The following is a 23611-nucleotide window of genomic DNA, read 5'->3' as shown; positions in this document are numbered from 1 at the left end:
CGACGATGATGGCCGGCCACGGCCGGCCCGTGTGCGGGCGTTCAGTGCAGCCCGGCCGATGCGATCGAGCGCACCGTATCGGTGATGTTCACGCAGCGCGACAGCCCGAAATGCTCGGCTTCACGGCGTTCCGGTTCGCTGCTCGCGATCCCGACCGCGCGCTCGCGCGGCACGCCGAGCGCTTGTAGCGCGACATCGAACGGATGCTGATTCGATCGGGAGTCCTGTTGATTGGTGTCCGTGACGACGACCGAGAAGCGGTCGAGGTTCGCGCGGCCGAACTGGCCTTCGAACATGTCGTTGAGCCGCGCGGCCGGCAGCGTCGTGACGAGGCCGAGCCGATAGCCTTCTTCCGATGCGCGGTCGAGCCACTGGATGATTGCATCGCGCTGATGGCGCGACTCTCGCGAATCCGGGGTTGCTTCGATCTGGGCGAATGCTGCGTCGAGACGGGTGACGATGGCTTCGATGACCACGGTGATTCCTTTTCAGAAACGTGATGATCCGTTCGCCGACGGGAATGCCACACACCTTAGCGTCGATCCGGAAAACGCGACCAATTAATATTTTTAGTCGACTCATACGATTCGACTAATGAATGGGGCGGCAAGCCAGAGCGGGCGCGGGACACGTGTCGCGCGGCATTTCACGCGCGAATGGCATCGTCTCGATGGCCTTCAAGGGGATGCACCAGCATGGCGCACATTCCGGATGCATCGCGCATATACATATAAAGAAACGGCATATCGAGCGACGCTCGCCCGATATGCCGCGTTGCGATGGTGCGTGCGAACAGGTGCGATCAGTGCAGCTTGATCGACGGCTGGTTACGGCTTTGCAGCCAGTGGCTCAGCGACTGGAACAGCGCGCGCTTCGCGCCGACCACGCTGAACAGGTGCTTGCGATACAGGAACTTGTACAGCCCGATCGCCGCGAGCCCGTCGACGATCAGCGAGCGCGAGCGCACGCCGATGTCCGCCTGGTACACGGCGCCCGCCTGCCCGAGCGACACGACGGTGCCCGCGTCGTGGAACGTGAAGCCGGCCACCGGCTTGCCGGCGATGCGGCGCGCGAACGCGTTGACCAGATACACGGCCTGCTGGTGCGCGACTTGCGCACGCGGCGGCAGGCACCCGCTTGCACCGGTCGACGGGCACGCGGCGCAGTCGCCGAACGCGTACACGTGCGGATCGTCGGGCGTCTGCAGCGTGTCGGTCACGATCACCTGATTCGACCGGTTGAGCGCGATGTCGCCGATGTTTCGCAGCATCGCGGGGCCCGCGACGCCGGCCGCCCAGATCGTGATGTCGCTCGCGAGGCGTTCGCCGGTCGCCGTCGTCACGGCGTCCGCGCCGACTTCCGCCACGCGCGTGTCGGTCAGCACGTCGACGTTCAGCGCGCGCAGTTGCGCGTGCATCTTGCCGGACAGCCGTTCGTCGAGCGCCGGCAGGATGCGCGGGCCGCCTTCGATCAGCCGGATGTGCACGTCGCGCGCGGACACCAGCGCCTTGAAGCGGTACGTCGTCAATTGCTGGACCGCGTGCCGCAGCGCTGCGGCCAGTTCGACGCCCGTCGCGCCCGCGCCGATCACGTTGATGCAGATCGGCGCCGCGCGCCGTGCGGGCTGCTGCTCGGCGACGTGATTCGCCTTCGTGCAGGCGGCAAGGAACTTGCGGCGGAAATCCTCGGCCTGATCGAGGTTTTCGAGGGGCAGCGCATGGCGCTCGGCGCCCGGCACATTGAAGAAGTTCGTCACGCTGCCGACCGCCAGCACGAGATCGTCATAGTCCAGCGAGCGCTGCGGCAGGATTTCCGTGCCGTCCGCATCGTGCACGGCCGCGATCGTCGCCGTGCGCGCCGCGCGGTCGACCCACTGCAGCGCGCCCTGCACGAAGCGGAAGCCGTGGCGCTTCGCCTGCGCTGCGTATTCGATCGTGTGGGACGCCGGATCGCGATGGCCCGATGCGGCTTCGTGCAGCAGCGGCTTCCAGAAGTGCGTCGGATAGCGGTCGACGAGCACGATCTCGGCCTGCCCGCGGCGTCCGATCGTATCGCCGAGACGCGTCGCGAGCTGCAGGCCGCCGGCGCCGCCGCCGACGATCACGATGTGCGGCAGGCGCGGTGCGCGGTCCATTGCAAGGGTGGGCGTGGTGTTGTCCATGTTGGGCTCCCGCTGAATGACGATTCGGATGACATTGCTCAAGAACCGACGATATAGTTTCGTACCCAGTCGAACAATTTAATGTTTATAAGCGACTCATATGTATTCACTTATAGGAAAGACCGCGACGTTCCGGCAGTTGAAGGCGCTGGACATGATCGCGCGGCTCGGCAGCGTGTCGCGCGCGGCCGAGGAGCTGAACCTGACGCAGCCGGCCGTGTCGCTGCAGGTTCGCCTGCTCGAAGAGGCCGTGGGCGCCGCGTTGTTGCAGCGGGTGGGACGCGGCGTGCAGCTGACCGCCGCCGGCGAGATCGTGGCGCGCTACGCGCGCGAGATCCTGCACCTGTGGAGCGAGGCCGGCGACGAAGTGGCCGCGCTGACCGGCGATCTCGGCGGCACGCTGCGGATCGGCGCGATCACGACGGCCGAATACCTGATCCCGCCGCTGCTCGTCAAATTCACCGCGACGCGTCCGCACGTGAAGACGTATTTCAAGGTCGGCAACCGCGACGACATCATCCGTATGCTGGCGACGCATGAAATCGATCTCGCGGTGATGGGCAGCGCGCCGAAGGAGCTGCGCACGCACGCGGTCGAGTTCGCGAAGCACCCGATGGTGTTCGTCGCGGCGCCCGGCCATCCGCTGATGCAGCGCAAGCGCGTCGCGCTGAAGGATCTCGAATCCGCGCACCTGCTCGTGCGCGAACGCGGCGCGGGTACGCGCTCGACCGTCGAGAGCCTGTTCAAGAACGCGGGCTATCGCTTTCATGTCGGATCCGAACTGTCCAGCAACGAGGCAATCAAGCAGATGGCCGAAGCGGGCCTCGGCGTCGCCTTCCTGTCGTTGCACGCGTGTGCGCTCGAACTGCGCACCGGGCTGCTCGGGCAATTGCCGTTTCCCGGCAACCCGATCGAGCGCGAATGGTATGTCGTCACGCTCGCCGACCGGCGGATCTCGCAGGTGACGGGGTTGTTCCGCGACTTCCTGATCAAGCAGGGCGCGCCGGTGATCGACGGCGCGACGGTGGCGTCGCACGAGCGGCGACGCAAATAGATGGAGTGTATCGACCGGCCGGTCAGACGAGCCCGAAGTCGTCGTTACTGTCGGGAATCGACGCGAGCAGCCGTTCGAGCCGGTACCAGCCGACGACGCGCAGGCACCACATGGCGATGGCGGTGCGACCGTTGGGGGAGTCGGGGCCGGATGGAGCGCGAGCGGCGGAAGGCGAGGGCGCGATGAACGTCGCGCGTAGCGGGCAGTAATGGGGCATGACGGGGCTCCGTAGGTGTCGGATGAGGCGATCGTAGGCTTCGCGGCGCCCGCCGGCGCGCACGCAAGGATCGTCTCGAGCAGAAACGGATGATCTTTTTCTGCTCGATTCGGCGGCGGCCGCGCAGGGCCGGCACGCCGGCCCGAAACGCGTCACAATGCGCGTTCGGCACCTGATCTGGTGGAGACCATCAATGAGCGATCCGATTCTTGCCGCGCCGACGGACAACGGCGTCCCCGTCAGCCTGCGCTCCAGCCGCGGGCTCGGCTGGCGCGGCTTCGGCGCGTCGCTGCTGGAAATTCGCGCGGGCACGTACCGGATTCCGGCGGCCGAGCATCACCGGATCGGCGTGCATATCGGCGCGCCGGTGCGCGCGGATTGCGTGTGCGACGGCGAGCGCGTGTCGCGCATCCAGGCGCACGGCGACGTCGACGTGATTCCGGCCGGCCTGCCCGGCCAGTGGACCGACAGCGCCGACTGCCGGATCCTGCACATCGCGCTCAGCGACACGTTCGTGCGGCGCACCGTCGAACAGCTCGAACTGAAGCCGTCGCGCGCGCAGATCCGCCGGCGGCTGCAGGTGCGCGACCCGCGGCTGCAGCACATCGCGTGGGCGATGGCCGCCGAACTCGAAGCGGAAGACGCATCCGATCCGCTCTACGCGGAAAGCCTGTGCACGGCGCTCGTCGCGCGGCTGGTCGACGGCCAGCCTGCGTTTCGCGAACGCCGGCGCACGCTGGCGCCGAAGGCCGCGGCGCGCGTGATCGACTATGTCGAGGCGAATCTCGACCGGCGCATGACGCTGGCCGAACTCGCGGCGCTCGTGTCGATCAGCGTGCCGCATTTCAAGGTGCTGTTCCGCGAAACGCTCGGGATGCCCGTGCACCAGTACGTCGTGCGGCGCCGGGTGGAGCGCGCGAAGGCGCTGCTGCTCGAAGGCCGGCTCAGCATCAGCCAGATCGCGCTGGAGGCCGGGTTCGCGCATCAGAGTCACATGGCGAACTGGATGAACCGCGTGCTCGGCGCAACGCCGACGGAGATCGCGCGGTCGGGTGCGCGGGGCGGGTTGCGGCTTGCCTATGACGGCGAGGATGGCACGAAGCCTCCACGTCGCTAGCGCGCGGACGGACGCGCGGGCCGTACCCGCGCTCGCATCCCGTCATCCTTTCCTGCTCGATTCATCCCTCCGTGCGCGCCTTTCCGGTCGCGCCTGCCGACAATCACAGCACTTTCATCCCCCAGGAGCGAATCGTGTTCGTGATCTTCGGAGCATCCGGCAACGTCGGCCTGTCGACCGTGACGACCTTGCGCAACGCAGGCCATTCCGTACGTGCGGTGCTGCGCGATGCACGCCATCGCGAACGTTTTGCGCAGCTCGGCTGCGATGTCGCGATCGCGGACCTGACGGACGCGAATGCGATCGCCGCGGCGATCGACGGCGCGCAGGCCGTGCAGATGCTGTGCCCGGTGCCGGCCGCCGATCTCGATCCGGCCGCGACGATGACACGGACGATCGATGCAGCGACCGCCGCGCTCGCCGCGAACCCGCCGCCGGCGCTGCTCGCGTTGTCGGACTACGGCGCGGAGCTTGAAGGCAATACGGGTATCACGCGTCTGTTTCATGACTTCGAGGAGCGGCTGAAGACGATCCCCACCCAACTTACGCTGCTGCGCTCGGCCGAGCATCTGCAGAACTGGGCGCGCGTGCTGCCGGTCGCGCTCGCCACCGGCGTGCTGCCGAGCTTTCACCATCCGGTCGGCAAGGTATTTCCGACGGTCTGGGCGCCCGATGTGGGCGTCGTCGCGGCACGGCTGCTGCTCGATGCACCGGAAGGCGGGAGCGCGCCGCGCATCGTCAGCGTCGAAGGGCCGCGTCGCGTGAGCGTGACCGCGATTGCGAATACGTTGGGCGCGGCGGCGGGCCGCGCGATCGTCGCGCGCGAGCTGCCGCGCGACACGTGGAACGCGACACTGCTGCGCGCAGGGCTCAGCGAGCGTCATGCACAGCTGATCGTCGATCTGTACGACGTGCACAACGCCGGGCGGATCGATGTCGAGGCCGACGTGTCGGAGCGGGTGTACGGGACGACGACGCTGGAGGAAGCGCTTGCGCAACTGGTGCGCAAGCATGCGCGTTGAGTGAAGGGGGCGCGGCGCGCATCACGCGGGCCTGCGCATCTTGTTCAACACCCCATACGCCACCGACCCGATCACGATCCCCCAGAACGCCGACCCGAGCCCGAGCCACGTCATCCCCGACGCGGTCGCGAGGAACGTGATCACCGACGCTTCGCGATGGTTCTCATCCTCGAAGATTCCATGCACGTTCGCGCCGATTGCACCGATCAGTGCGAGCCCCGCCAGAATCGCGACGAACGCCTTCGGCAGCGCGAAGAACAGCGTGACGATCGTGCCCGCGAAGAGCCCGCCGATCAGGTAGAACGCGCCGTTCGCGAGCCCGGCGACGTACCGCCGCGCGGGATCCTCGTGCGCGTCCTTGCCGGTGCAGAGCGCCGCGGTAATCGCCGCGACGACGATCGTGATTCCGCCGAAGCACGCGACCACCAGCGACATCACGCTGGTCGCCGTGATGATCGGGCGCGCCGGCGTGTGATAGCCGGACACGCGCAGGATCGTCATCCCCGGCAGGAACTGTCCGGTGAGGCTGACGACGACGAGCGGCAGCGCGAGGCTGAGCGTCGTGCCGAGCGTCCATTCGGGTGCGATGAAGATCGGCCGCGCGAGGCTCGGCGACACGTTGCCGAGATCCGTCATCCCGAGCAGTGTCGCGAGCGCGGCGCCCGTCAGCAGCACGAGCACGATGCTGTAGCGCGGCAGCAGCTGCTTGAAGATCACGTACGCCGCGATCATCCCGAAACCGAGCACCGGCTGCGCGGTCGCGGCGGAGAACGCATGCATGCCGAACGGCAACAGGATGCCGGCCATCATCCCGCACGCGATGCCGCGCGGGATGTGGCGCACGAGCCGGTCGAAATAGCCGGACACGCCGATCGCCAGGATGATCAGCGCGGCCGTGATGTAAGCGCCGACGGCCTGGTTGAGCGTCAGTTGCGGAAACAGGCCGACGAGCAGCGCAGTGCCCGGCGCCGACCACGCGGTGACGACGGGCACCTTCAGCTTCCAGCTCGCGAACAGACCCGACACGCCGGCGCCGATCGAGATCGCCCAGACCCACGACGACACCATGTCGTTGGTCGCATGCGCGGCCTGCGAAGCCTGGAAGAAGATCGCGAGCGGGCCCGCGTAGGAAATCAGGACCGCGAGGAAGCCTGCGGTGATCGCGGAAACGGACCAGTCGTTGCCGAGCGCGCGGATCGCGCCGGGTGGGGTGTTGGGTTGCATCGTCGTCGGGGAAGGCGGCGCGCGGCCGTGCGGCGGAGCCGGGACGAATGATGGTCGGAAGCCCCGGATGAGCCGCCATTCTGCGCATTGCCGGCGCAATTGGCAATTCGCGGACGACGATCGGCGTTGTCGGCTTTTCGTAAGGATGGGTGCCGAAACGCGGAAACTTCTGACGTCAGGTACTGATCTGCAACACCCAGTCGACCACCGCCACCTTGATCCCGCTGCCCGTCGACAGCGATGCCGTACCCTCGTCGAACGGATGCACGGGCGGATCGGTCGGCGTCCACGCATGGCGCGCGAGCAGCGCGCGATACCCGCCGCGGATCACGAAGCCGCCGCATTTCCGCGCATACGCGTCGCGTCGCATCCGGTATGCGCGCGGCAGGTCGTACCACGGCAGCTTCGGCAGGTCGTGATGGACGAGGTGATAGTTGTTGTTCAGGTACAGCAGTCGCATCGCGAAGCCGGCTTCGTTGATCGCGATGCGCGCCTTCGGATGCGGCGCGGCGCGATGCTCGTACAGCGAGCGGATCATCGCGAGCGACAGCGCGGGCCACGTGACGGCCAGCAGGTAGTACCACCACGGCACGCCGATCGCCCATTGCAGCCACGCGAGCAGCGCGGCCACGCAGGCAACGTGAGTCAACCACATCGGCAGATAACGAAAGTCGCCTCGCCGGAACGCGGCGAACGCATCGCGGAACGTCGCCGCGATGGCGAGCGGCGGCCCGACGACGATGCGTCCGATGAAAGTCTTGCGCGCGACCGTCAGCGCCCGGCGCCAGCGCGGCAGCCGCGCCCAGCGTTCACGTGTCACATAGTTCGTTTCGGGATCGATGCCCGGCACGGTCAGGTCTTCGTCGCGGTGATGCTCGAGGTGCGTGTCGCGATACAGCGTGTACGGATACCAGACCGTCAGCGGCGGATAGCCGAGCAGCTTGTTCACGAACGCGGAACGCGTCGGGTGGCCGTGCAGCAGCTCGTGCTGCAGCGACAGGTGCCACGCGCCGAGCAGGATCAGCGGTGGCGTCGTGGCGACGAGCGACAGGTGTCCTTCGCGCACGAGCAGCAGCACGGCGAGCCAGCCGCCGTAGATGACCACGACCAGCAGCCAGGTCGGCCACTCGGTGCGGGCGGTGAAGCGGGCGTCGAGCGCGGCGATCGCGCGCGCGTGGTCGACGTCGAAGTATTCGGCCATGGCGTTGAGGCAGGATGGATCGGGCAGTGCGGGGAACGAGCGATGGAACCGGGGCGCTCGGCCCGGGTGCGCTGGTGTCTCGCGGATCACGGTCGGCCCGCCCGGCATCGCGCACGACGGCGCGCCGGCAGGCATTCGAACGGTACCGAGGCGGCGCGGCTACGCCAACCAATCGATTCGCATTTGCTTATCGCGTTGCGGCCGATAAGCATCCGGGCCGCCGCCGACGCGTAAAATCCCCGCATGAAACCCTGGATCGCAGTCCTGCCGATGTACAACGTGACGCCGCGCCACGCCGTGCTGTGGCGCGCGCTGCTGCGCGATGCACTCGATGCGTTCGTGAACGCGGGCGGGCCTGCCGACGTCATGCTGCCCGACGCGCCGTTCGACGACCTGCAGGCGCTGTGGCGGCGCGACGATCTGCTGCTGTCGCAGACCTGCGGCTACCCGTACCGGATGCTCGGCTTGCGCGACGTCGTGCGATTGGTTGCAACCCCGATTTTCGACGCGGACGGTTGCGACGGTGCGCGCTACAGCAGCGTGCTGGTCGTGTCGGCGCGCGTGCATGCGGGCGGCGCGACGACGCTCGCTGCCTGCCGCGGGTTGCGGGCCGCCTTCAACGGCGAGGATTCGCACAGCGGGATGAACGCCTTCCGGCACGCGGTCGCGCCGCATGCGCACGACGGACGGTTCTTCGGCTCGGTCACGCCGTTCGGGTCGCACCTGAACGTGCTGCGTGCGCTGGCATCGGGAGAAGCCGATTGCGCGGCGATCGATTGCGTGACGTTCGCGTATGTGCGCGACGCGTTGCCCGATCTGCTGAAGGACATCCGGATCATCGGCGCGACGGCATCCGCGCCGGGCTTGCCGTTCGTCGCATCGCGGGCGTTGACGGACACGCAGGTGGGCGCGTTGCAGGAGGGGCTCGATCGCGCGGTCGCCGCGGATGCGGAGCGGGCCCGCGTGCTGAGGCTGAAGGGGTTCGACCGGCTGGCGCAGGTCGACTACGACACGATTGCGCGGTTCGCGCAGGCAGCCGCCGCGCACGGCTATCCCGAACTCAGGTGACGCACGGGGCGGCGCGCGACGGTGCCGCGACCGCCCGCGCCGCGCGCCGCTTACTCCTCGTCCATCAACCGGACCTTGACCCGCTTGCCCTTGATCTTGCCCGCATTGAGCTTGCGCAGCGCGTCGCGCGCGACGCCGCGCTCGATCGCGACATAGGTCGAGAACTCGGTCACGTTGATCTTGCCGATCTGTTTGCCGTCGAACCCGGCGTCGCCGGTCAGTGCGCCGAGCACGTCGCCCGGGCGGATCTTGTCCTTGCGCCCGCCGAGGATCTGCAGCGTTTCCATCGGCGGCAGCAGCACGCTGTCATCCGCCGGCTTCAGCTCGGCGAGTGGATGCCATTCGACTTCGCGCTTCTGCGCCTGCTCGATCGCGCCGACGCGCCCCATCTCGTCCATGCTCGCGAGGCTCAGCGCCCAGCCGTCCTGATCCGCGCGGCCCGTGCGGCCGATGCGGTGCACGTGCACTTCCGGGTCGGGCGTCACGTCGACGTTGATCACCGCCTCGAGCTGCGCGATGTCGAGCCCGCGCGCGGCGACGTCGGTCGCCACCAGCACCGAGCAACTGCGGTTCGCGAACTGGATCAGCACCTGGTCGCGCTCGCGCTGGTCGAGCTCGCCGTGCAGCGCGAGCGCGTGGAAGCCCTGCGCGTGCAGCACGTCGAGCAGGTCGCGGCACTGCTGCTTGGTGTTGCAGAACGCGATCGTGCTCACCGGCCGGTAGTGATTCAGCAACTGGCCGACCGCATGCAGCCGCTCGTCCTCGGTCACTTCATAAAAGCGCTGGCGGATCTTGCTGTCGTCGTGGCGTTCCGCGAGCTTGATTTCCTTCGGATTGCGCAGGAACTGCTGGCTCAGCTTCGCGATGCCGTCCGGATAGGTCGCGGAGAACAGCAGCGTCTGGCGCGTCGTCGGGCACATCCGCGCGACCTTCGCGATGTCGTCGAAGAAGCCCATGTCGAGCATCCGGTCGGCTTCGTCGAGCACCAGCGTGTTCAGCGCGTCGAGCTTCAGGTTGCCGCGATCGAGGTGATCCATGATGCGGCCCGGCGTGCCGACGACGATATGCGCGCCGTGCTCGAGGCTCTGCGCCTGCGGACGCATCGGCGTGCCGCCGCACAGTGTCAGCACCTTCACGTTCTCCTCGGCGCGCGCGAGGCGGCGCACTTCCTGCGCGACCTGGTCGGCGAGCTCGCGCGTCGGGCACAGGATCATCGCCTGCACGTCGAAGCTGCGCACGTCGAGGCGCGCGAGCAGCGCGAGCGAGAACGCCGCGGTCTTGCCGCTGCCCGTCTTCGCCTGCGCTATCAGGTCCTGGCCGGCCAGCGCGATCGGCAGGCTCGCGGCCTGGATCGGCGTCATGTCGACATAGCCGAGCTGCGCGAGGTTCGCGAGCGTGGCGGGCGTCAGCGGCAGCGCGCTGAACGGCGTGGCGGTCGGTTGGGTCAAGACAGGTCTCCGAGGTAGGGGCGGCCTTCCATCTGCTCGTAGACGACGTTGCCTTCGTCGTCCTCGAAACGTTCGAGATAGTTGCGGGCGCCACATAGCGGGCAGCGGAACAGCAGCCCCTGGCCTTCGTCCTTGATGACGACGTCGGACTGTTCCCACTGCGTGCCGCAGCTCTGGTTTCGGCAGGTAAACACGGTCTTTCTCCAGCTGAATTCGGTTGATGGCGCGCCCGGGCGGGCGCGGCCACGGCGAGCGGCGCTCGCGCGGCTCGGGCGCGGGCCGCACCGGCGGTGGCTCGGGTTGTGTCGATGCGGGTGATGGATCGGGCGGCGACGCGGTCGCGCGTGCCGCAATTCTAGCGGAAGCCGGTGCCTCCGCCCGGCGCGCACCAGGAAAAACGGCCGCCCCGGAGGGCGGCCGTGTCGGGCGGCATAACGGTGCCGCGGGGGCCGCGCGCGGTGTTGCGCGGCGTCGGGCGCGTTACAGCGCCATGTCGGCCGACGCCTTCGCCGGACGGGCCGGTGCGGCGCCGGTGGCCTGCGACGGCACACCGAGGTCGATCTTCGGCGGCGGCGACAGTTGCAGCACGTCGGCGGTGTACGTCCATTCCTCGACGACCTTCGCCGGGCTGTCGTTCAGCTTGGTGCCGTAGCTCGGCACGATCTGGCGGATCTTCTGCTGCCACTCGGGCGTCGCGACCTTGTCCTTGAACACCTTCTTCATCAGGTTCAGCATGATCGGCGCGGCCGTCGACGCACCCGGCGACGCGCCGAGCAGGCCCGCGATGCTGCCGTCCTGCGATGCGACGATCTCGGTGCCGAGCTTCAGCACGCCACCCTTGACCGGGTCGCGCTTGATGATCTGCACGCGCTGGCCGGCCTGCCACAGGCGCCAGTCTTCCTTCTTCGCGTTCGGGAAGTATTCCTTCAGCGCGTTGAAGCGGTCGTCGTCGGTCAGCATCAACTGGCCGGCGAGGTACTGCACCAGCGGGAATTCGTCGACGCCCACGCGCATCATCGGCGCGACGTTGTGCAGGTTGGTGCTCTTCGCGAGGTCGAAGTACGAGCCGTTCTTCAGGAACTTGGTCGAGAACGTCGCGAACGGCCCGAACAGGATGATCTTCTTGCCGTCGATAATTCGCGTGTCGAGGTGCGGCACCGACATCGGCGGCGAGCCGACCGACGCCTTGCCGTAGGCCTTCGCGAGGTGCTGCTTCACGACTTCGGGGTTGTCGGTCACGAGGAACGAGCCGCCGACCGGGAACGCGCCGTAGTCCTTCGCTTCGGGGATGCCCGACGCCTGCAGCAGATGCAGCGCACCGCCGCCCGCGCCGATGAACACGAACTTCGCGTCGACCGACTGCGCCGGTTCGTCGGAATGCAGCTTGACCCACGACACGTGCCACGTGCCGTCGGCGTTGCGCGAGATCTCGCGCACTTCGCTCGACAGCGACAGCGTGAAGTTCGGCTGCGTCTTCAGGTAGCCGACGAACTGGCGCGTGATCTCGCCGAAGTTCACGTCGGTGCCGATCGGCGTCCACGTCGCGGCCACCTTCTGGCTGCGGTCGCGACCTTCCATCATCAGCGGCACCCATTGCTTGATCTGGTCGTAGTCTTCCGAATACTGCATCCCGCGGAACAGCGGGCTCGCCTGCAGTGCTTCGTAGCGCTTCTTCAGGAAGCGGACGTTGTCGTCGCCCCACACGAAGCTCATGTGCGGCGTCGAGTTGATGAACGAGTGCGGGTTCTTCAGCACGCCTTGCTTCACCTGCCAGGCCCAGAACTGACGCGAGATCTGGAACGATTCGTTGATCTCGATCGCCTTCGAGATGTCGACCTTGCCGTCCGCCTTCTCCGGCGTGTAGTTCAGCTCGGCGAGCGCCGAATGGCCGGTGCCGGCGTTGTTCCAGCCGTTCGAGCTTTCCAGAGCGACGCCGTCGAGGCGCTCGACCATCGTCATCGACCAGTCGGGCTGGAGTTCGTGCAGCCAGACGCCGAGCGTCGAGCTCATGATGCCGCCGCCCACCAGCAGGACATCGACCTTCTTCGTATCGGCGGCGTGCGCGGACGTTGTCGCGATGCACAGCGCGAGCGCCGACAGTATTACCCGTAACGTTTTGATCACAGCAGATCCCTTTTTCAACTTGGATGCATCGGTTTGCCATGCCGCCCGGCGTGCGGTTCCGTTGCGCCGAAACACGGGTCCGGAGATCCGGATCGCGAATCCGGAATTCCGGACCGGCGCTGCGCGCCGTTGCATTTGCGCACGCGAAGCCATTCGGAAGGACACCTTCGGATCGGCTTCCCGAGAGCAGGCAAGCGCCTGCGTCGCGACGGTGTGCCACGCGCCGGGGCTCTGGCGGCAAGCCTGAGCGGACGGCGCTTCAGGCTGCGTTGACCGAGGCCGCGCGCGACGCGTTTTGCGGGGGCGGGGTGGCAAGGGGCGCGTAATATAACCGAACTCGGACAATGTGTCGCAGACGACGAATATCCCTGTTTTCGTGGGGTTTTTTGTGCGTCCGGGTTTCCGGAATGACGGTGCGCGACGCGGGAAAATCGATGCGGATCAGCAGGGCGGAATGGGTGTGATGGACATGCTGCTACACCGGGACGAATACGCAGGCCATCGCGGCGGCAAACGACGCGGCGGGAGAGTAACGTTTCATCGGGTCCTTACGAAACGCGCACGCGCGCATCGTCCGCACGGCGCTCCGCATCGTGCACGATATGCAATTCCCGCGTGCGGATCGGCAGCGCGCAGTCCGCATCGGCGAGCGTCTTGCGGACCTGGCGCGCGAGGCGCCAGCGCAGCGCCCAGAACGTGTCGGTATGCGTCCACACGCGCATGTTCGCGACGGCCGTGCTGTCGTCGAAGCGCATCACCATCACGTCCGGCGCGGGGTCCTCCAGCACGTCGGGATCGGCCGCGGCCAGCGCACGCAGCGCTTCGAGCGCGCGCTCGATATCGTCATGCACGGACACTTCCACTTCGAGATCGAGGCGGCGCGTCGGGTTGCGCGTGTAGTTGCGGATCGCGCTGCCCCACAGCGCGCTGTTCGGCACGTATTCGCAGATACCGTCCGGCTTCGTGAGGCGCGTCATGAAGAGCCCGACCTCGTCGACGGTGCCCGCGACGCCCGAGCCGCCGTCGATGTAGTCGCCGACCTTGAACGGCCGCAGCAGCAGAAGCATGATGCCGGCGGCGATGTTCTGCATCGTGCCTTGCAGCGCGAGCCCGATGGCGAGGCCGGCCGCGCCGAGCACCGCGACGATGCTCGCGGTTTCGATGCCGAGTTGCGACAGCGCGCCGACGATCGCGACGATGCGGATGCCCCACACCGCGACGTCGCAGAGGATCGGCCGCAGCGTGTCGTCGACGCGCTCCTTGTTCGAGAGCAGCCGGTTCAGCCAGTTGCCGACGCGCTTCGACAGCCACCAGCCTGCTACGAGCAGCGCCAGGCCGGCGGACAGCTTGATGGAGAGGGTGGACAACGCGTTCCACAGGAACGTCCAGCGTTCCGGATGAAGATGATCGAGAAACATGACGGGATTCCGGTTTTGAACACACAGTGCGCGGCGCGTGTCGCGCGCCGGCAGCCCTCGACTGTACACGGCGGCGTGGGCTTCGCGCGATGCGCGGCGACCGGTTGCGTCGATTTAGTACGAGTATTAATCATCTTTTCAAGAAAATAAGACAAGTCCTATTTAGCCGTTTCGACCACGCCGATACACTCGCTTTCGAGTAGCCGGATCGCGACGATCGTTCCTCTGCGATGCCCGGTTTTTTCCCGATTTTCATTGAATAGCGAGTGACGACGTCATGCGGTCAGACCTGCGTTTCCGTGTCGCACGCGAGCAAGGTCAACCCGCGCCGCGCGGCGTTCACCGTTTCCCGATGGGCCGCGCGTTACTGCGCGGCATCGTCGCGGCGGCCTGCGTGGCCGGCGCACAGGGCGCGGCAGCGCAGGCGTTTCACGACGCCGCGCAGCTCGCGCCCGCGACGGCGGAAACCACCGACCTTGACGACGTGCCTTTCTTCAATGCCGCGCGTACGACGTGGGGCGGCCTGCATGCATCGTCCGCGCCGCTCGACGTCGCATACGTGTCGCCCGCGTTGAACGTGTCGACCGGCGCCGGGCGCGGCGATCCGGTGGCGCGCTTCGGCGCCTGCGTCGCGTATCGCGTGCTGTGCGAGACCGCGCGCGATGCGGTCGAACGCGGCTATGCGTCGCGGTTCCATTACGGGCTGGCGTCGGCGCTGCCCGCGACGGGCGCGCAGCCGGCGTTCGCGCGAGGCGCGGTCGATCTGGCATCCGCCGAGCCGTTCACGCTCGCGCAGCCGGATCGCGGCACGCGCGCCGGCGCGATCGTCGGCAGCCTGCGCGCGTCGCTGGCGCGCGCCGATCTGCCGACCGGCGTCGCCGAGCAGATCGTCCGCATGCTGGCCGGGCGCGTCGATCCGAAGCAGCGCGGCGCGCATGGCGATACGTTCCGCGTGGCATTCGAGCCCGACCACGACGCAGTGCGGCCGGGCCGCGCACGCGTGACGGCGCTCGACGTCCGCTTTCGTGGGCAGCGCGTCGCGGCCGTGTGGTTCGCGCCGCAGGCCGGCTCGCCGGGTGCCTATTACGAACTCGACGGCATGCCGCTTGCCGGCACGCGCTTCGCGATGCCGGTCGCCGCGACGCGCGTCAGCTCGCAATTCGGCACGCGCGTGCATCCGGTGAGCGGGGCGCGTCACGTGCATTCGGGCGTCGATCTCGCGGCGCCCGCAGGCCGCGCCGTGCATGCGTCGGAGCGCGGCGTCGTGACGTTCATCGGCACCGAGCCGAACGGCTACGGCAAGTACGTGGTGATTGGGCATGACGGCGGCTATGCGTCGTACTACGCGCACCTGTCGGCGTTCGAGCCGACGCTGCGCACCGGCGCGCGCGTCGTGCGCGGTCAACGCGTCGGCGCGGTCGGCAGCACGGGCACGGCGACCGGCCCGCATCTGCACTTCGAGGTTCGCCGGCATGCCCGCCTCGTCGATCCAATCGAACTCGTGCATGCAGCCAAGGCGGCGAAACTGAAGGGCGCGCAGCGCGTGGCGTTCAACCGCGTGGCGCGTGACGCGCGCACTCAATTGGCGTCGGCCGCGTTCGCGCAGCCCGTGGCGATGTCGACGGCTGTCGCGCCGCAGGCGGGGTGATCGGTGCGGGGCTGCGCTTGCAGAGGGCCGAGGCACACCGGCCAATCGCCACGCCGGGCGGCGTGGCGACGACCGTCAGGCTCCTGCGGTTCAACCCAGCGGCCAGTTCAGGATCGCGATGCCGTCGTTGTAGTCGCCGTCGCCGCCATCTTCCGAGCCGACCAGCCCGAAGTAGGTCTTCTTGAAGATATCGACCTGACGCGAGCCGATCTTCGACGGCTTGCCGTTCGCCGTCACGACCACGCGAACCTTCCCCTTGCCCGAGTTCACGATCTGCGTGTTCAGGTTCGCGTCCTGCGTGCCGGCGCCCTGGAACGTCGCGGCCGGTTTCGGGTTGTCGTCGACGAAGACCTCGATCGTCTGCTGCGCGGACGAATTGACCAGCGCGGTCACGCCGAACGCGATGTTCGGCGGCAGGTTGAAGACGCCGTCGCGTTCGCCGCCGCCGGTCGGCACGGGCTCCGGCTGCACGGGTTGCGGCGTCGCTTTCGAGAAGTAATTGACCACCGCGCCGACGCCGAACTTCGCCGCGGCGCCGGGCAACACGCCCGGCGCGCCGGCCCACGTCACCGTGCACGCGACGACCTGCCCGGCCGCATCGGTTTTCACCTTGTTCTGCCAGCTGCCGACGTCGAAGCTGTACGGGATCGTCGCGATATCGACGAATACGTCGTACTGCGGCAGTTTCTCGACGAGCTGCGTGGTCATGAACTGACGCATCCGGTCGAGCACGGCCTGATCGCCGCTGGCCTGCACGGCGGTGGCGTCGTTGCCCGCGAGTTGCAGCAGTGCGTACAGATCGTCGTGGGTAAAGGGTTGTGACATGTCGTCCTCGTGTTGATGGAAAGTCTCGCGCCGCGCGGCCGGTGAACGGATTGCACCGGGCCGCGCGCGGCGCCGAGCGTGGAACGTGGGACTGCAAATGACTGCTCGAACGATTCGCAATGCAGGGCGGGCCGGTCGCCGTTGCGATGTTTCGCGACCGCCGCCGCTCAGCCGCTCAGCCGAGCGGCCAGTTCAGGAACACGATGCCGTCGTTGTAGTCGTCGTCGGCACCGTCTTCCGAGCCGACGATCCCGAAGTACGACTTCTTGAAAATGTCGACCTGCCGCGAGCCCAGGCGCGACGGCTTGCCGTTCGCCATCACGATCACGCGCACGCGGCCCTTGCCGGAGTCGAGCACCTTCGTGCCGAGGTTCTGGTCCTGCACGCCGGCGCCCTTGAACGTCGCCGCGGGTTTCGGGTCGTCGTCGATGTAGATGTCGATCGTCTGGTCGTTCGCCGCGTTGGTGAGCGCGGTGACGCCGAACTTGATGTTCGGCGGGAGGTTGAACGTGCCGTCACGTTCGCCGCCGCCGCCGATGTTGCCCGATCCGCCGCCACCGGTTTCGCCGCCCTGATTGCCGCCGCCTTGCGACGACGACTGCGCGGCCGTTTCCCCGATCGCGGACAGGCTCGCGTACGAATCGATATGCATCGCGCTGCCGCGCACGCTTTTCCACTGGCCCTTCACGAACGTGACGCCGCTGCCGACGTCGATCGTCGCGACGAGCGTGAACGGCATGCGCCCGGTGCTTTCGGGCACCTTCGACGAATAGGTGAAGCAGCCGTCCGCGACGACGCCCTTGTCGGTCGCGATCGCGAAATAGATGCCGGGGAAGTTGTTGCCGGTCGCGTAAGGCGTCGGCACGTTGAGGGTGACCTGCAGTTTCCCGTCGCGAATCCCGGCCTTCGCGATGTCGATATACAGGCCCGGGATGTCGACGTAACTTTCCGACGTCGCGACGGGCGCGCTGACGATCGAAGCGGAAAGAAGCGGCATGGATGTCTCCGGTGATGAGGCGGTTTGTTCTGGATGGGGCGCGAGGGTCCGCGGAACCCGGCGCAAACCCGCCGGCCGCCATGGAAGCGGCCGGCAGCGGGCGACCGTCGATCGCGCGTCAGGTCAGCCGATCGGCCACTGGAGCACGACGATTCCGTCGTTGTAGTCGCTGTCGTGGCCGTCTTCCGACACGACGATCCCGAAGTTGACCGTGAACGGCGAGCCGTCCGATTTCTTGCCGTTGATCGGCGCGAGGCGCGCGTCGGTCGCCGACTTCTTGCCGTTCACCGACACTTCGAAACGGATCTTGCCGTTGCCGGAATTCAGCGTGGCTTCACGCGGGCCGTCGCGCGTCGTCAGCTTGTGATACGCGGCGGGTTCCTGGCTGTCGCCGATAAACAGCTTGATGTGCTGTTGCTCGGCTGCATTCGCGAAGAAAATCGCGCGGAAATCGGTATTCGGCGGAATCGAAAACTCGCCGGCGCGATTGGATGACGTTTGAGAGTCGGCCATGCTTGCCTCCTGATAGGTATTGGATAAGGCGCGAGCCTTGTCGCGCAAACGTTTGCCGTTTGAAACGCGACGTACAAAGCATGGCGAAAAATAAATAAAAAAATATTCGGGCGAGAATGGTTATTGTTCATTAAATCGAAAGGCGGCGCTAATCGATTTACTGAAATGTGATTAATGAAGGGGATTTCGATATATTCGATGAACTATATCGATGCGTGTATCGATTTCCTGAATGATGCGCGAGCGCGCAACGCGAAGCGAGAGAGGGGGGCGCAATCGGACTTCGGAGCAGACGCTCGGCGTTCGCATATGGCAGCGTTTCGTTTCAACATCGACATCTCGGTCGTGGCCGCGCCCACCGGCCACCGTCGAACGCCCGCGCCGAAGCCCGATCGCAAGGGAGGGGTGTGCGGCGACCGGCGAAGAGGATGGACCGACTCACTCCGAACATGAATAGGGCCTCACCGGCGCCGCACCCGTGAAGCATATCGACGACGGACGCCGTCGGCTATCGGACGGGACTGATTCTGCGTCAACGCGCGTATCGCGGGATCGGGCGGGACGGAAGGCGCAGCCGTCCCCGGTTGACAGCCGTGGTCACCCTGTGATTTGATGCCGGCCATGCACGCCGCCCAGTTCCTCTTCTCGCTACGACTACTAGCCCGCTTCTCCGGGCTGGGTCTGCGGCTGCGCGCTTTCCATCTGCTTCGTTCCTGAAGCGCCAGATTTTCCCCGCATCACCGACCTGGCCCCGGTTGTCGACCGGCGCCTGAGTTCGTCTTTTTTCCGTCATCACTCCGCTCCGTCCCGGTCGCTCAACCGTCAAGGCTGTCGTTTGCCGTACCGCTTTGCCGTTGTGCCGCTTTCTTGCCGTTTTTTCCGCTGCGTGCGTCGCTGGCTCCTGACGCCGATGGCTGCCGCGCCGCGCTTCACCGACAAACAGACCGAGGACCGACATCATGATGCTGAAGAACCCCGCGACGAAATACCGACCGTTCACGCCCGTCAACCTGCCCGACCGCACGTGGCCGTCGCGCACGATCACGCAGGCGCCGATCTGGATGAGCACCGACCTGCGCGACGGCAACCAGGCGCTGTTCGAACCGATGGACGCCGCGCGCAAGATGCGGATGTTCAAGACGCTGGTCGCGATCGGCTTCAAGGAGATCGAGGTCGCATTCCCGTCCGCGTCCGAAACCGATTTCAACTTCGTCCGCGAGCTGATCGAGGGCGGTCACATTCCCGACGACGTGACGATCGAAGTGCTGACGCAGGCGCGCGACGACCTGATCGAGCGCACCTTCGCATCGCTGCGCGGTGCGAAGCGCGCAATCGTGCACCTGTACAACGCGACCGCGCCGGAATTCCGCAAGATCGTGTTCGGCCTCGATCGCGATGGCGTGAAGCAGCTCGCGGTGAACGCGGCGCGCACGATCAAGCGGTGCGCCGATGCGGCGACCGACACGCAATTCACGCTGCAGTACAGCCCGGAAACGTTCACGGCGACCGAACTCGATTTCGCGAAGGAAGTCTGCGATGCGGTGTTCGACGTATGGCAGCCGACGCCCGAGCGCAAGTCGATCGTGAACCTGCCGGCCACGGTGGAAATCGGAACACCGAATTACTATGCGGACCAGATCGAATGGATGCACCGGAATCTCGCGCGCCGCGATTCGCTGATCCTGTCCGTCCACCCGCACAACGACCGCGGCACCGCGGTCGCGGCGGCCGAGCTCGCGGTGATGGCGGGCGCCGACCGGATCGAGGGCTGCCTGTTCGGCAACGGCGAACGCACGGGCAACGTCGACCTCGTGACGCTCGCGCTGAACCTGTACACGCAGGGCGTCGATCCGGGCCTCGATTTCTCGCGGATCAACGAAATCGCGCGTACGTCCGAGGAATGCACGCAGTTGCCGATTCACCCGCGCCATCCGTATGTCGGCGATCTCGTGTTCACTGCGTTCTCCGGTTCGCACCAGGACGCGATCAAGAAGGGCTTCGCGGTTCAGCGCGCCGACGCCGTATGGGAAATGCCGTACCTGCCGATCGATCCGAACGACCTCGGTCGCACGTACGATTCGATCATTCGCGTGAACAGCCAGTCGGGCAAGGGCGGTATCGCGTACCTGCTCGAACAGGGCTACGGCGTCGCGCTGCCGCGCCGCATGCAGGTCGATTTCAGCGCGGCCGTGCAGCGCCTGACCGACGACAGCGGGCACGAAGTGACGAGCGCGCAGATCTGGTCGCTGTTCCAGCAGGAATACGTCGAAAGCGATACGCCGCTGCGCTATGTCGGCCATGAGCTGACCGAACGCGACGGCCGCGAGACGATCGTGCTGACCGCGGACGTGCACGGCGAGCGCCGCGTGCTGCGCGGCGAGGGCAACGGCCCGCTCGACGCGCTGATGCATGCGCTGCACACGCCGCTGCGGATCCAGCATTACGAGGAGCGCGCGCTGTCGCAGGGCGCCGATGCGAAGGCGATCGCGATCGCCGAGCTGGCCGGCACGGGTGTGCGCGGCAGTGCGTTCGGTGTCGGCGTCGATGCGAACCTGACGACCGCGTCGATTCGTGCGGTGATCAGCGGCGTGAACCGCGCGTATGCGCGTGCGGATCAGGTTGCGCAGGCAACGTTCTTTGACGCGGAGCGCGCGGTGACGGCCGTGGCGTAACTGCGGCAGGGGCGGTCGCGCCGGAATTCTCCGGTGCGGCCGCGTCGCCGACAGGGCGCTGCATGGCCCGCCGAGTGCCGCCTGTAGCGCCTGCTTCATGAAGTCCACCCAAGCGCGCGTTTTCGCATCGAGATGCCGGCGCGGCGGGTACACCAGCCGGGGTAGGCCGCTGCCGTTTGTGACGGCAGCAGTTTTTCTTTTTGTGTCGAGCGTGTGCAGCAGTTATCGTTCGAACTTCACTTACCTGGCTCAGAGGGCATCGCCAATGGGCCATTGAAGGAGGAAGCCAACGATGACCAAGGCTCGCGGTACAAGCGTTTACGAGGATCGGTACGTGCTGGTGCGGCACACCGCGGCGGACACTGCACGCCTGCTCGCGGATTCGGCCGTCAAGGCTGCGTACGATCAGTTGGAGGAAGAATTCGCCGCGCTCCGTGCGCTGCTTTCGCAGAATCAGCCTGGTCCGATTGGCTGTAACAATCCGCCACGTTAAATTGATCGGGTGTGGCGGCGCCGGAGCCGCTTCGGCGGCGGCCGTTGGGCCCGGCTGTAGTCATGCTATGTAATTCGATAGCACCTACTCCTGACGCTGCCTCATGCGAGCGCTGATGCGCTTCCGGCTGCAACACACTTCTTTAAGCCGTGCTCCGGCCCGTCAGACCGAAACCGTGATGCCCGCCGGCCCAGATCCCCCCGCCGGCCGCACCACGATCTCCACATGCTGGCCGAACGACGCCAGCGTCAGCATCAGTTGGTCCAGCGTCACGTTCCGGAGCCGCTCGCGCTGTTCGGGGGTGACGACCGGCCGGGCCATTTCGGAGAGCGCTGCAGCCTCTTCTTCGGTCAGGCCGCGCGACACCATCAGCGCATTGAGCTTCAGTACGAGGACGGACTTGGCCGTCAGTTCACCGACGTCGTAGTAGTCGAAATCGTCCGGCACCTTGTCGGTGCGTTGATTCGATGCGTCGTAGTTCATTACGCTTCCTCCGTCATCATCGAAAGGCGCCGCTGCTGCCCGGTTCCGCGATCGATATCGGGGAGTCCCGCGCTCTCGACCGAAGCGCAATCCGCGTCGTCCATCGGCGTGATCACCAGCCGCTTGTGCGACACCTCGATTCGCAGGCGCTGCTCGGGATCGAAGCCTGCTGCCTCGATCCACCGGCCGGACAGCTTCATCCACACACACATGACAGGCGGCGCCATGTCGGTGAGCCGGATGTGCGGCACGATGCGGCCAGATTGAAGAGACGAGCGAGGGGAGACAAAACAATCGCGGAAATACGTCGGTGCGTTATGATTCGCGCCAGCCATGGTTAACTCTCCTGTGTGGAGTTGGTTATGGTCAGCGGCCTGCAGGTGCTGTTTCACCTACGGGCCGCGCTCGTTTACGCAGCGAGTTTCGAGCGCCATTCCATTACATGCATCGCATGCCGAAGCAGCCCGAGACGCTTCGCGAAAACGTGCAACCACTGTAGCGGAGAACATCCGGCGTCAGGCACCGGTCATGTACGAATTCATCGGCATTGGCCATTTGGCCGATGCTTCGAATGCTTGCTGCACAACGATTCCGCGACATTCGCATTGGCTGGACGCATCGCCACGTCATGGACGATGTGTCAGAAAGCGTTTCAGAGACGGGCTTCGATCAGCCGGCCGCGTACCGCACGAGTATCTCGTTCATCACGCGCCGTTGCTGTGTTCGCCGCGGCACGTGTCGACGTATCGCGGCAATTGAACGGTCGACCGACGAGGCGAGGGCGCGAGGGGTCGACGCAGGGGCCGTACGGAAGGCGCTGTCCGTTCGACTGCACGGGCGCGGGTAGGATCAGGCCGACTGTCGTTTCGGACCGAGACACCGGCCGTATGGTGGCGAGCCGGCGCGCGCGGCAACACGTGTTCGATATCACGCCTCGTTTTGACCGACAGACCGCCCCGGCGATGCCATGCCTCGGCATCGCTTCCCCTATTTCCATATTTCGACTATTATAGAAATATGGAAGCGAACGAAACCATTGCCGCACTCGCGGCGCTCGCGCATGAATCCCGCCTCGCGGTCTTTCGCGCGCTCGTGCAGGCCGGGCCGCAAGGCATGCCGGCTGGCCAGATCGCCACGTTGCTCGCCGTGCCGCCTTCGTCGCTGTCCTTTCACCTGAAAGAGCTGGCGCACGCGCAGCTCGTGACGAGCCGTCAGGACGGCCGCTTCGTGTTCTATTGCGCGAACTTCGACACGATGAACGGGCTGCTCGGCTATCTCACGGAGAACTGTTGCGGCGGCAATCCGTGCTCGCCGGTGTCCGGCTGCTCGCCTTCCGCAAAAATCGACCGCTCCCGTCAATCCTGACGCGCATTCGCGTGCTCGCCCATGACCACGAACGTCCTGATCCTCTGCACCCACAACTCGGCGCGCAGCGTGCTCGCGGAAGGCATGCTCAATCACTGGGCCGCGAAACTCGGCAAGGATGTGCATGCCTACAGCGCCGGCAGCGCACCGAGCGGCCGTCTGAATCCGTTCGCGCTGGAAGCGTTGACGAACGCCGGTGTCGACGTCGGCGACGCTCGCAGCAAAAGCTGGGACGAATTCGTCGGCGACGGCGCGCCCGAGATGCGCGTCGTCATCACGGTCTGTGACAGCGCGGCGTCCGAGACGTGCCCGTACTGGCCCGGCAGCCCGGTCAAAGTGCATTGGGGCTACGCCGATCCGTCGAACGCGACGGGCGGCGAAGCAGGCAAGCGTCTCGCCTTCGAACTGACTCGGCAAGCGATCGGCTATCGAATGCTGCAGTTGCTGGCGCTGCCGCTCGATCGCATGAGCGACGACGCACTTCACGCGGCGCTGATCGAGATTGCACAACACTGACCGCGCGCAGCGCGATGTGCGCGAAACGAGCGGCCGCTCATGACT

Annotated in this window: 23 protein-coding genes; 10 read left to right on the top strand and 13 right to left on the bottom strand. The window is 66.5% G+C overall.

The window, feature by feature from the left end; genetic code table 11:
• Positions 1–41: 41 nt before the first annotated feature.
• Positions 42–476 carry a phosphatase gene (locus HWX76_RS29355; RefSeq protein ID WP_050017113.1) on the bottom strand — a complete coding sequence of 145 codons (435 nt, stop codon included), beginning with the start codon at positions 474–476 and terminating at the stop codon, positions 42–44.
• Positions 477–802: 326 nt separating this feature from the next.
• On the bottom strand, positions 803–2161 hold the full coding sequence (locus HWX76_RS29350) for an NAD(P)/FAD-dependent oxidoreductase (RefSeq protein WP_176016732.1): 1359 nt from the start codon (positions 2159–2161) through the stop codon (positions 803–805).
• 100 nt (positions 2162–2261) lie between these two features.
• Here HWX76_RS29350 and HWX76_RS29345 point away from each other — a divergent pair, with 100 nt between their 5' ends.
• The 3 genes from HWX76_RS29345 to HWX76_RS29330 all read left to right on the top strand — a co-directional run bounded on the left by HWX76_RS29345 (position 2262) and on the right by HWX76_RS29330 (position 5571).
• On the top strand, positions 2262–3215 hold the full coding sequence (locus HWX76_RS29345; RefSeq protein ID WP_034203040.1) for a LysR family transcriptional regulator: 954 nt from the start codon (positions 2262–2264) through the stop codon (positions 3213–3215).
• Positions 3216–3625: 410 nt separating this feature from the next.
• A complete protein-coding gene (locus HWX76_RS29335; protein ID WP_089489976.1) occupies positions 3626–4549 on the top strand; it encodes an AraC family transcriptional regulator in 924 nt (307 codons plus the stop codon).
• 134 nt (positions 4550–4683) lie between these two features.
• The gene (locus tag HWX76_RS29330; RefSeq protein ID WP_176016731.1) at positions 4684–5571 is read left to right on the top strand and encodes an NAD(P)H-binding protein; all 888 of its coding nucleotides are present in this window, start codon (positions 4684–4686) and stop codon (positions 5569–5571) included.
• Between the two features lie 21 nt (positions 5572–5592).
• Here the strand turns inward: HWX76_RS29330 and HWX76_RS29325 are convergent, their stop codons facing one another.
• Both HWX76_RS29325 and HWX76_RS29320 read right to left on the bottom strand, forming a co-directional pair.
• On the bottom strand, positions 5593–6795 hold the full coding sequence (locus HWX76_RS29325) for a benzoate/H(+) symporter BenE family transporter (RefSeq protein WP_176016730.1): 1203 nt from the start codon (positions 6793–6795) through the stop codon (positions 5593–5595).
• A gap of 175 nt (positions 6796–6970) precedes the next feature.
• Positions 6971–7996, bottom strand: a complete 1026-nt coding sequence (locus HWX76_RS29320) for a fatty acid desaturase (RefSeq protein WP_176016729.1) — start codon at positions 7994–7996, stop codon at positions 6971–6973.
• Positions 7997–8239: 243 nt separating this feature from the next.
• Here HWX76_RS29320 and HWX76_RS29315 point away from each other — a divergent pair, with 243 nt between their 5' ends.
• Entirely contained in the window at positions 8240–9064 is an 825-nt protein-coding gene (locus HWX76_RS29315) for a PhnD/SsuA/transferrin family substrate-binding protein (protein ID WP_176016728.1), read from the top strand.
• Between the two features lie 50 nt (positions 9065–9114).
• Here the strand turns inward: HWX76_RS29315 and dbpA are convergent, their stop codons facing one another.
• The 4 genes from dbpA to HWX76_RS29295 all read right to left on the bottom strand — a co-directional run bounded on the left by dbpA (position 9115) and on the right by HWX76_RS29295 (position 14054).
• On the bottom strand, positions 9115–10512 hold the full coding sequence (dbpA, locus tag HWX76_RS29310) for an ATP-dependent RNA helicase DbpA (protein WP_124556785.1): 1398 nt from the start codon (positions 10510–10512) through the stop codon (positions 9115–9117).
• Entirely contained in the window at positions 10509–10706 is a 198-nt protein-coding gene (locus HWX76_RS29305; protein WP_006483193.1) for a hypothetical protein, read from the bottom strand. Before HWX76_RS29305 ends, dbpA begins: the two co-directional genes overlap by 4 nt.
• Positions 10707–10992: 286 nt before the next feature.
• Positions 10993–12654: a malate dehydrogenase (quinone) gene (gene mqo, locus HWX76_RS29300; RefSeq protein WP_176016727.1), complete on the bottom strand. Its 1662-nt coding sequence runs from the start codon at positions 12652–12654 to the stop codon at positions 10993–10995.
• A gap of 530 nt (positions 12655–13184) precedes the next feature.
• The gene (locus HWX76_RS29295) at positions 13185–14054 is read right to left on the bottom strand and encodes a mechanosensitive ion channel family protein (protein WP_050017101.1); all 870 of its coding nucleotides are present in this window, start codon (positions 14052–14054) and stop codon (positions 13185–13187) included.
• 277 nt (positions 14055–14331) lie between these two features.
• Between HWX76_RS29295 and HWX76_RS29290 the strand changes: the two genes are divergently transcribed.
• The gene (locus tag HWX76_RS29290) at positions 14332–15702 is read left to right on the top strand and encodes a M23 family metallopeptidase (RefSeq protein ID WP_176016726.1); all 1371 of its coding nucleotides are present in this window, start codon (positions 14332–14334) and stop codon (positions 15700–15702) included.
• 90 nt (positions 15703–15792) lie between these two features.
• Here HWX76_RS29290 and HWX76_RS29285 read toward each other — a convergent pair whose 3' ends face one another.
• The 3 genes from HWX76_RS29285 to HWX76_RS29275 form a co-directional block, all read right to left on the bottom strand.
• Positions 15793–16527 (bottom strand): fucose-binding lectin II, encoded by a 735-nt coding sequence (locus HWX76_RS29285; protein WP_050017098.1) that lies wholly within the window; start codon positions 16525–16527, stop codon positions 15793–15795.
• Between the two features lie 175 nt (positions 16528–16702).
• A complete protein-coding gene (locus HWX76_RS29280) occupies positions 16703–17524 on the bottom strand; it encodes a fucose-binding lectin II (protein WP_089489980.1) in 822 nt (273 codons plus the stop codon).
• Between the two features lie 123 nt (positions 17525–17647).
• On the bottom strand, positions 17648–18037 hold the full coding sequence (locus HWX76_RS29275; protein WP_050017095.1) for a fucose-binding lectin II: 390 nt from the start codon (positions 18035–18037) through the stop codon (positions 17648–17650).
• A 198-nt stretch (positions 18038–18235) separates the two neighbouring features.
• Between HWX76_RS29275 and HWX76_RS29270 the strand changes: the two genes are divergently transcribed.
• From HWX76_RS29270 to HWX76_RS29260, 3 genes are all read left to right on the top strand, one after another.
• Positions 18236–18490, top strand: coding sequence for a hypothetical protein (locus tag HWX76_RS29270; RefSeq protein ID WP_124631451.1), 255 nt, complete (start codon positions 18236–18238; stop codon positions 18488–18490).
• A gap of 509 nt (positions 18491–18999) precedes the next feature.
• Positions 19000–20709 (top strand): 2-isopropylmalate synthase, encoded by a 1710-nt coding sequence (gene leuA, locus HWX76_RS29265; RefSeq protein ID WP_176016765.1) that lies wholly within the window; start codon positions 19000–19002, stop codon positions 20707–20709.
• Between the two features lie 292 nt (positions 20710–21001).
• Positions 21002–21202 (top strand): hypothetical protein, encoded by a 201-nt coding sequence (locus HWX76_RS29260; protein ID WP_176016725.1) that lies wholly within the window; start codon positions 21002–21004, stop codon positions 21200–21202.
• A gap of 162 nt (positions 21203–21364) precedes the next feature.
• Here HWX76_RS29260 and HWX76_RS29255 read toward each other — a convergent pair whose 3' ends face one another.
• Complete coding sequence (locus tag HWX76_RS29255) at positions 21365–21685, bottom strand: XRE family transcriptional regulator (RefSeq protein ID WP_124631449.1); 321 nt, start codon at positions 21683–21685, stop codon at positions 21365–21367.
• Positions 21685–22020 carry a SymE family type I addiction module toxin gene (locus tag HWX76_RS29250; RefSeq protein ID WP_089490028.1) on the bottom strand — a complete coding sequence of 112 codons (336 nt, stop codon included), beginning with the start codon at positions 22018–22020 and terminating at the stop codon, positions 21685–21687. The genes HWX76_RS29255 and HWX76_RS29250 overlap by 1 nt, the downstream gene beginning before the upstream one ends.
• Before the next feature lie 682 nt (positions 22021–22702).
• On the opposite strand from HWX76_RS29250, the gene HWX76_RS29245 reads away from it, so the two are divergent.
• On the top strand, positions 22703–23050 hold the full coding sequence (locus tag HWX76_RS29245) for a metalloregulator ArsR/SmtB family transcription factor (RefSeq protein ID WP_176016724.1): 348 nt from the start codon (positions 22703–22705) through the stop codon (positions 23048–23050).
• A 21-nt stretch (positions 23051–23071) separates the two neighbouring features.
• Positions 23072–23566 carry an arsenate reductase ArsC gene (locus HWX76_RS29240; RefSeq protein ID WP_089489983.1) on the top strand — a complete coding sequence of 165 codons (495 nt, stop codon included), beginning with the start codon at positions 23072–23074 and terminating at the stop codon, positions 23564–23566.
• Positions 23567–23611: the final 45 nt, after the last annotated feature.

This window comes from Burkholderia sp. BCC0398 (assembly GCF_902833245.1).
GTDB lineage: Bacteria > Pseudomonadota > Gammaproteobacteria > Burkholderiales > Burkholderiaceae > Burkholderia > Burkholderia sola.
This window is presented reverse-complemented; position numbering and strand designations above follow the sequence as displayed.

What these genes read in the sequence shown, in the direction of transcription:
- leuA (WP_176016765.1), top strand. Translation starts at nt 19,000, where the DNA reads ATGCTGAAGAACCCCGCGACGAAATACCGACCGTTCACGCCCGTCAAC.
- HWX76_RS29335 (WP_089489976.1), top strand. Translation starts at nt 3,626, where the DNA reads ATGAGCGATCCGATTCTTGCCGCGCCGACGGACAACGGCGTCCCCGTC.
- HWX76_RS29290 (WP_176016726.1), top strand. Translation starts at nt 14,332, where the DNA reads ATGCGGTCAGACCTGCGTTTCCGTGTCGCACGCGAGCAAGGTCAACCC.
- HWX76_RS29325 (WP_176016730.1), bottom strand. Translation starts at nt 6,795, where the DNA reads ATGCAACCCAACACCCCACCCGGCGCGATCCGCGCGCTCGGCAACGAC.
- HWX76_RS29270 (WP_124631451.1), top strand. Translation starts at nt 18,236, where the DNA reads ATGAACTATATCGATGCGTGTATCGATTTCCTGAATGATGCGCGAGCG.
- HWX76_RS29260 (WP_176016725.1), top strand. Translation starts at nt 21,002, where the DNA reads ATGACCAAGGCTCGCGGTACAAGCGTTTACGAGGATCGGTACGTGCTG.
- HWX76_RS29350 (WP_176016732.1), bottom strand. Translation starts at nt 2,161, where the DNA reads ATGGACAACACCACGCCCACCCTTGCAATGGACCGCGCACCGCGCCTG.
- HWX76_RS29255 (WP_124631449.1), bottom strand. Translation starts at nt 21,685, where the DNA reads ATGAACTACGACGCATCGAATCAACGCACCGACAAGGTGCCGGACGAT.
- HWX76_RS29295 (WP_050017101.1), bottom strand. Translation starts at nt 14,054, where the DNA reads ATGTTTCTCGATCATCTTCATCCGGAACGCTGGACGTTCCTGTGGAAC.
- HWX76_RS29345 (WP_034203040.1), top strand. Translation starts at nt 2,262, where the DNA reads ATGTATTCACTTATAGGAAAGACCGCGACGTTCCGGCAGTTGAAGGCG.
- HWX76_RS29320 (WP_176016729.1), bottom strand. Translation starts at nt 7,996, where the DNA reads ATGGCCGAATACTTCGACGTCGACCACGCGCGCGCGATCGCCGCGCTC.
- HWX76_RS29245 (WP_176016724.1), top strand. Translation starts at nt 22,703, where the DNA reads ATGGAAGCGAACGAAACCATTGCCGCACTCGCGGCGCTCGCGCATGAA.
- HWX76_RS29315 (WP_176016728.1), top strand. Translation starts at nt 8,240, where the DNA reads ATGAAACCCTGGATCGCAGTCCTGCCGATGTACAACGTGACGCCGCGC.
- HWX76_RS29285 (WP_050017098.1), bottom strand. Translation starts at nt 16,527, where the DNA reads ATGTCACAACCCTTTACCCACGACGATCTGTACGCACTGCTGCAACTC.
- HWX76_RS29275 (WP_050017095.1), bottom strand. Translation starts at nt 18,037, where the DNA reads ATGGCCGACTCTCAAACGTCATCCAATCGCGCCGGCGAGTTTTCGATT.
- HWX76_RS29280 (WP_089489980.1), bottom strand. Translation starts at nt 17,524, where the DNA reads ATGCCGCTTCTTTCCGCTTCGATCGTCAGCGCGCCCGTCGCGACGTCG.
- HWX76_RS29240 (WP_089489983.1), top strand. Translation starts at nt 23,072, where the DNA reads ATGACCACGAACGTCCTGATCCTCTGCACCCACAACTCGGCGCGCAGC.
- HWX76_RS29250 (WP_089490028.1), bottom strand. Translation starts at nt 22,020, where the DNA reads ATGGCTGGCGCGAATCATAACGCACCGACGTATTTCCGCGATTGTTTT.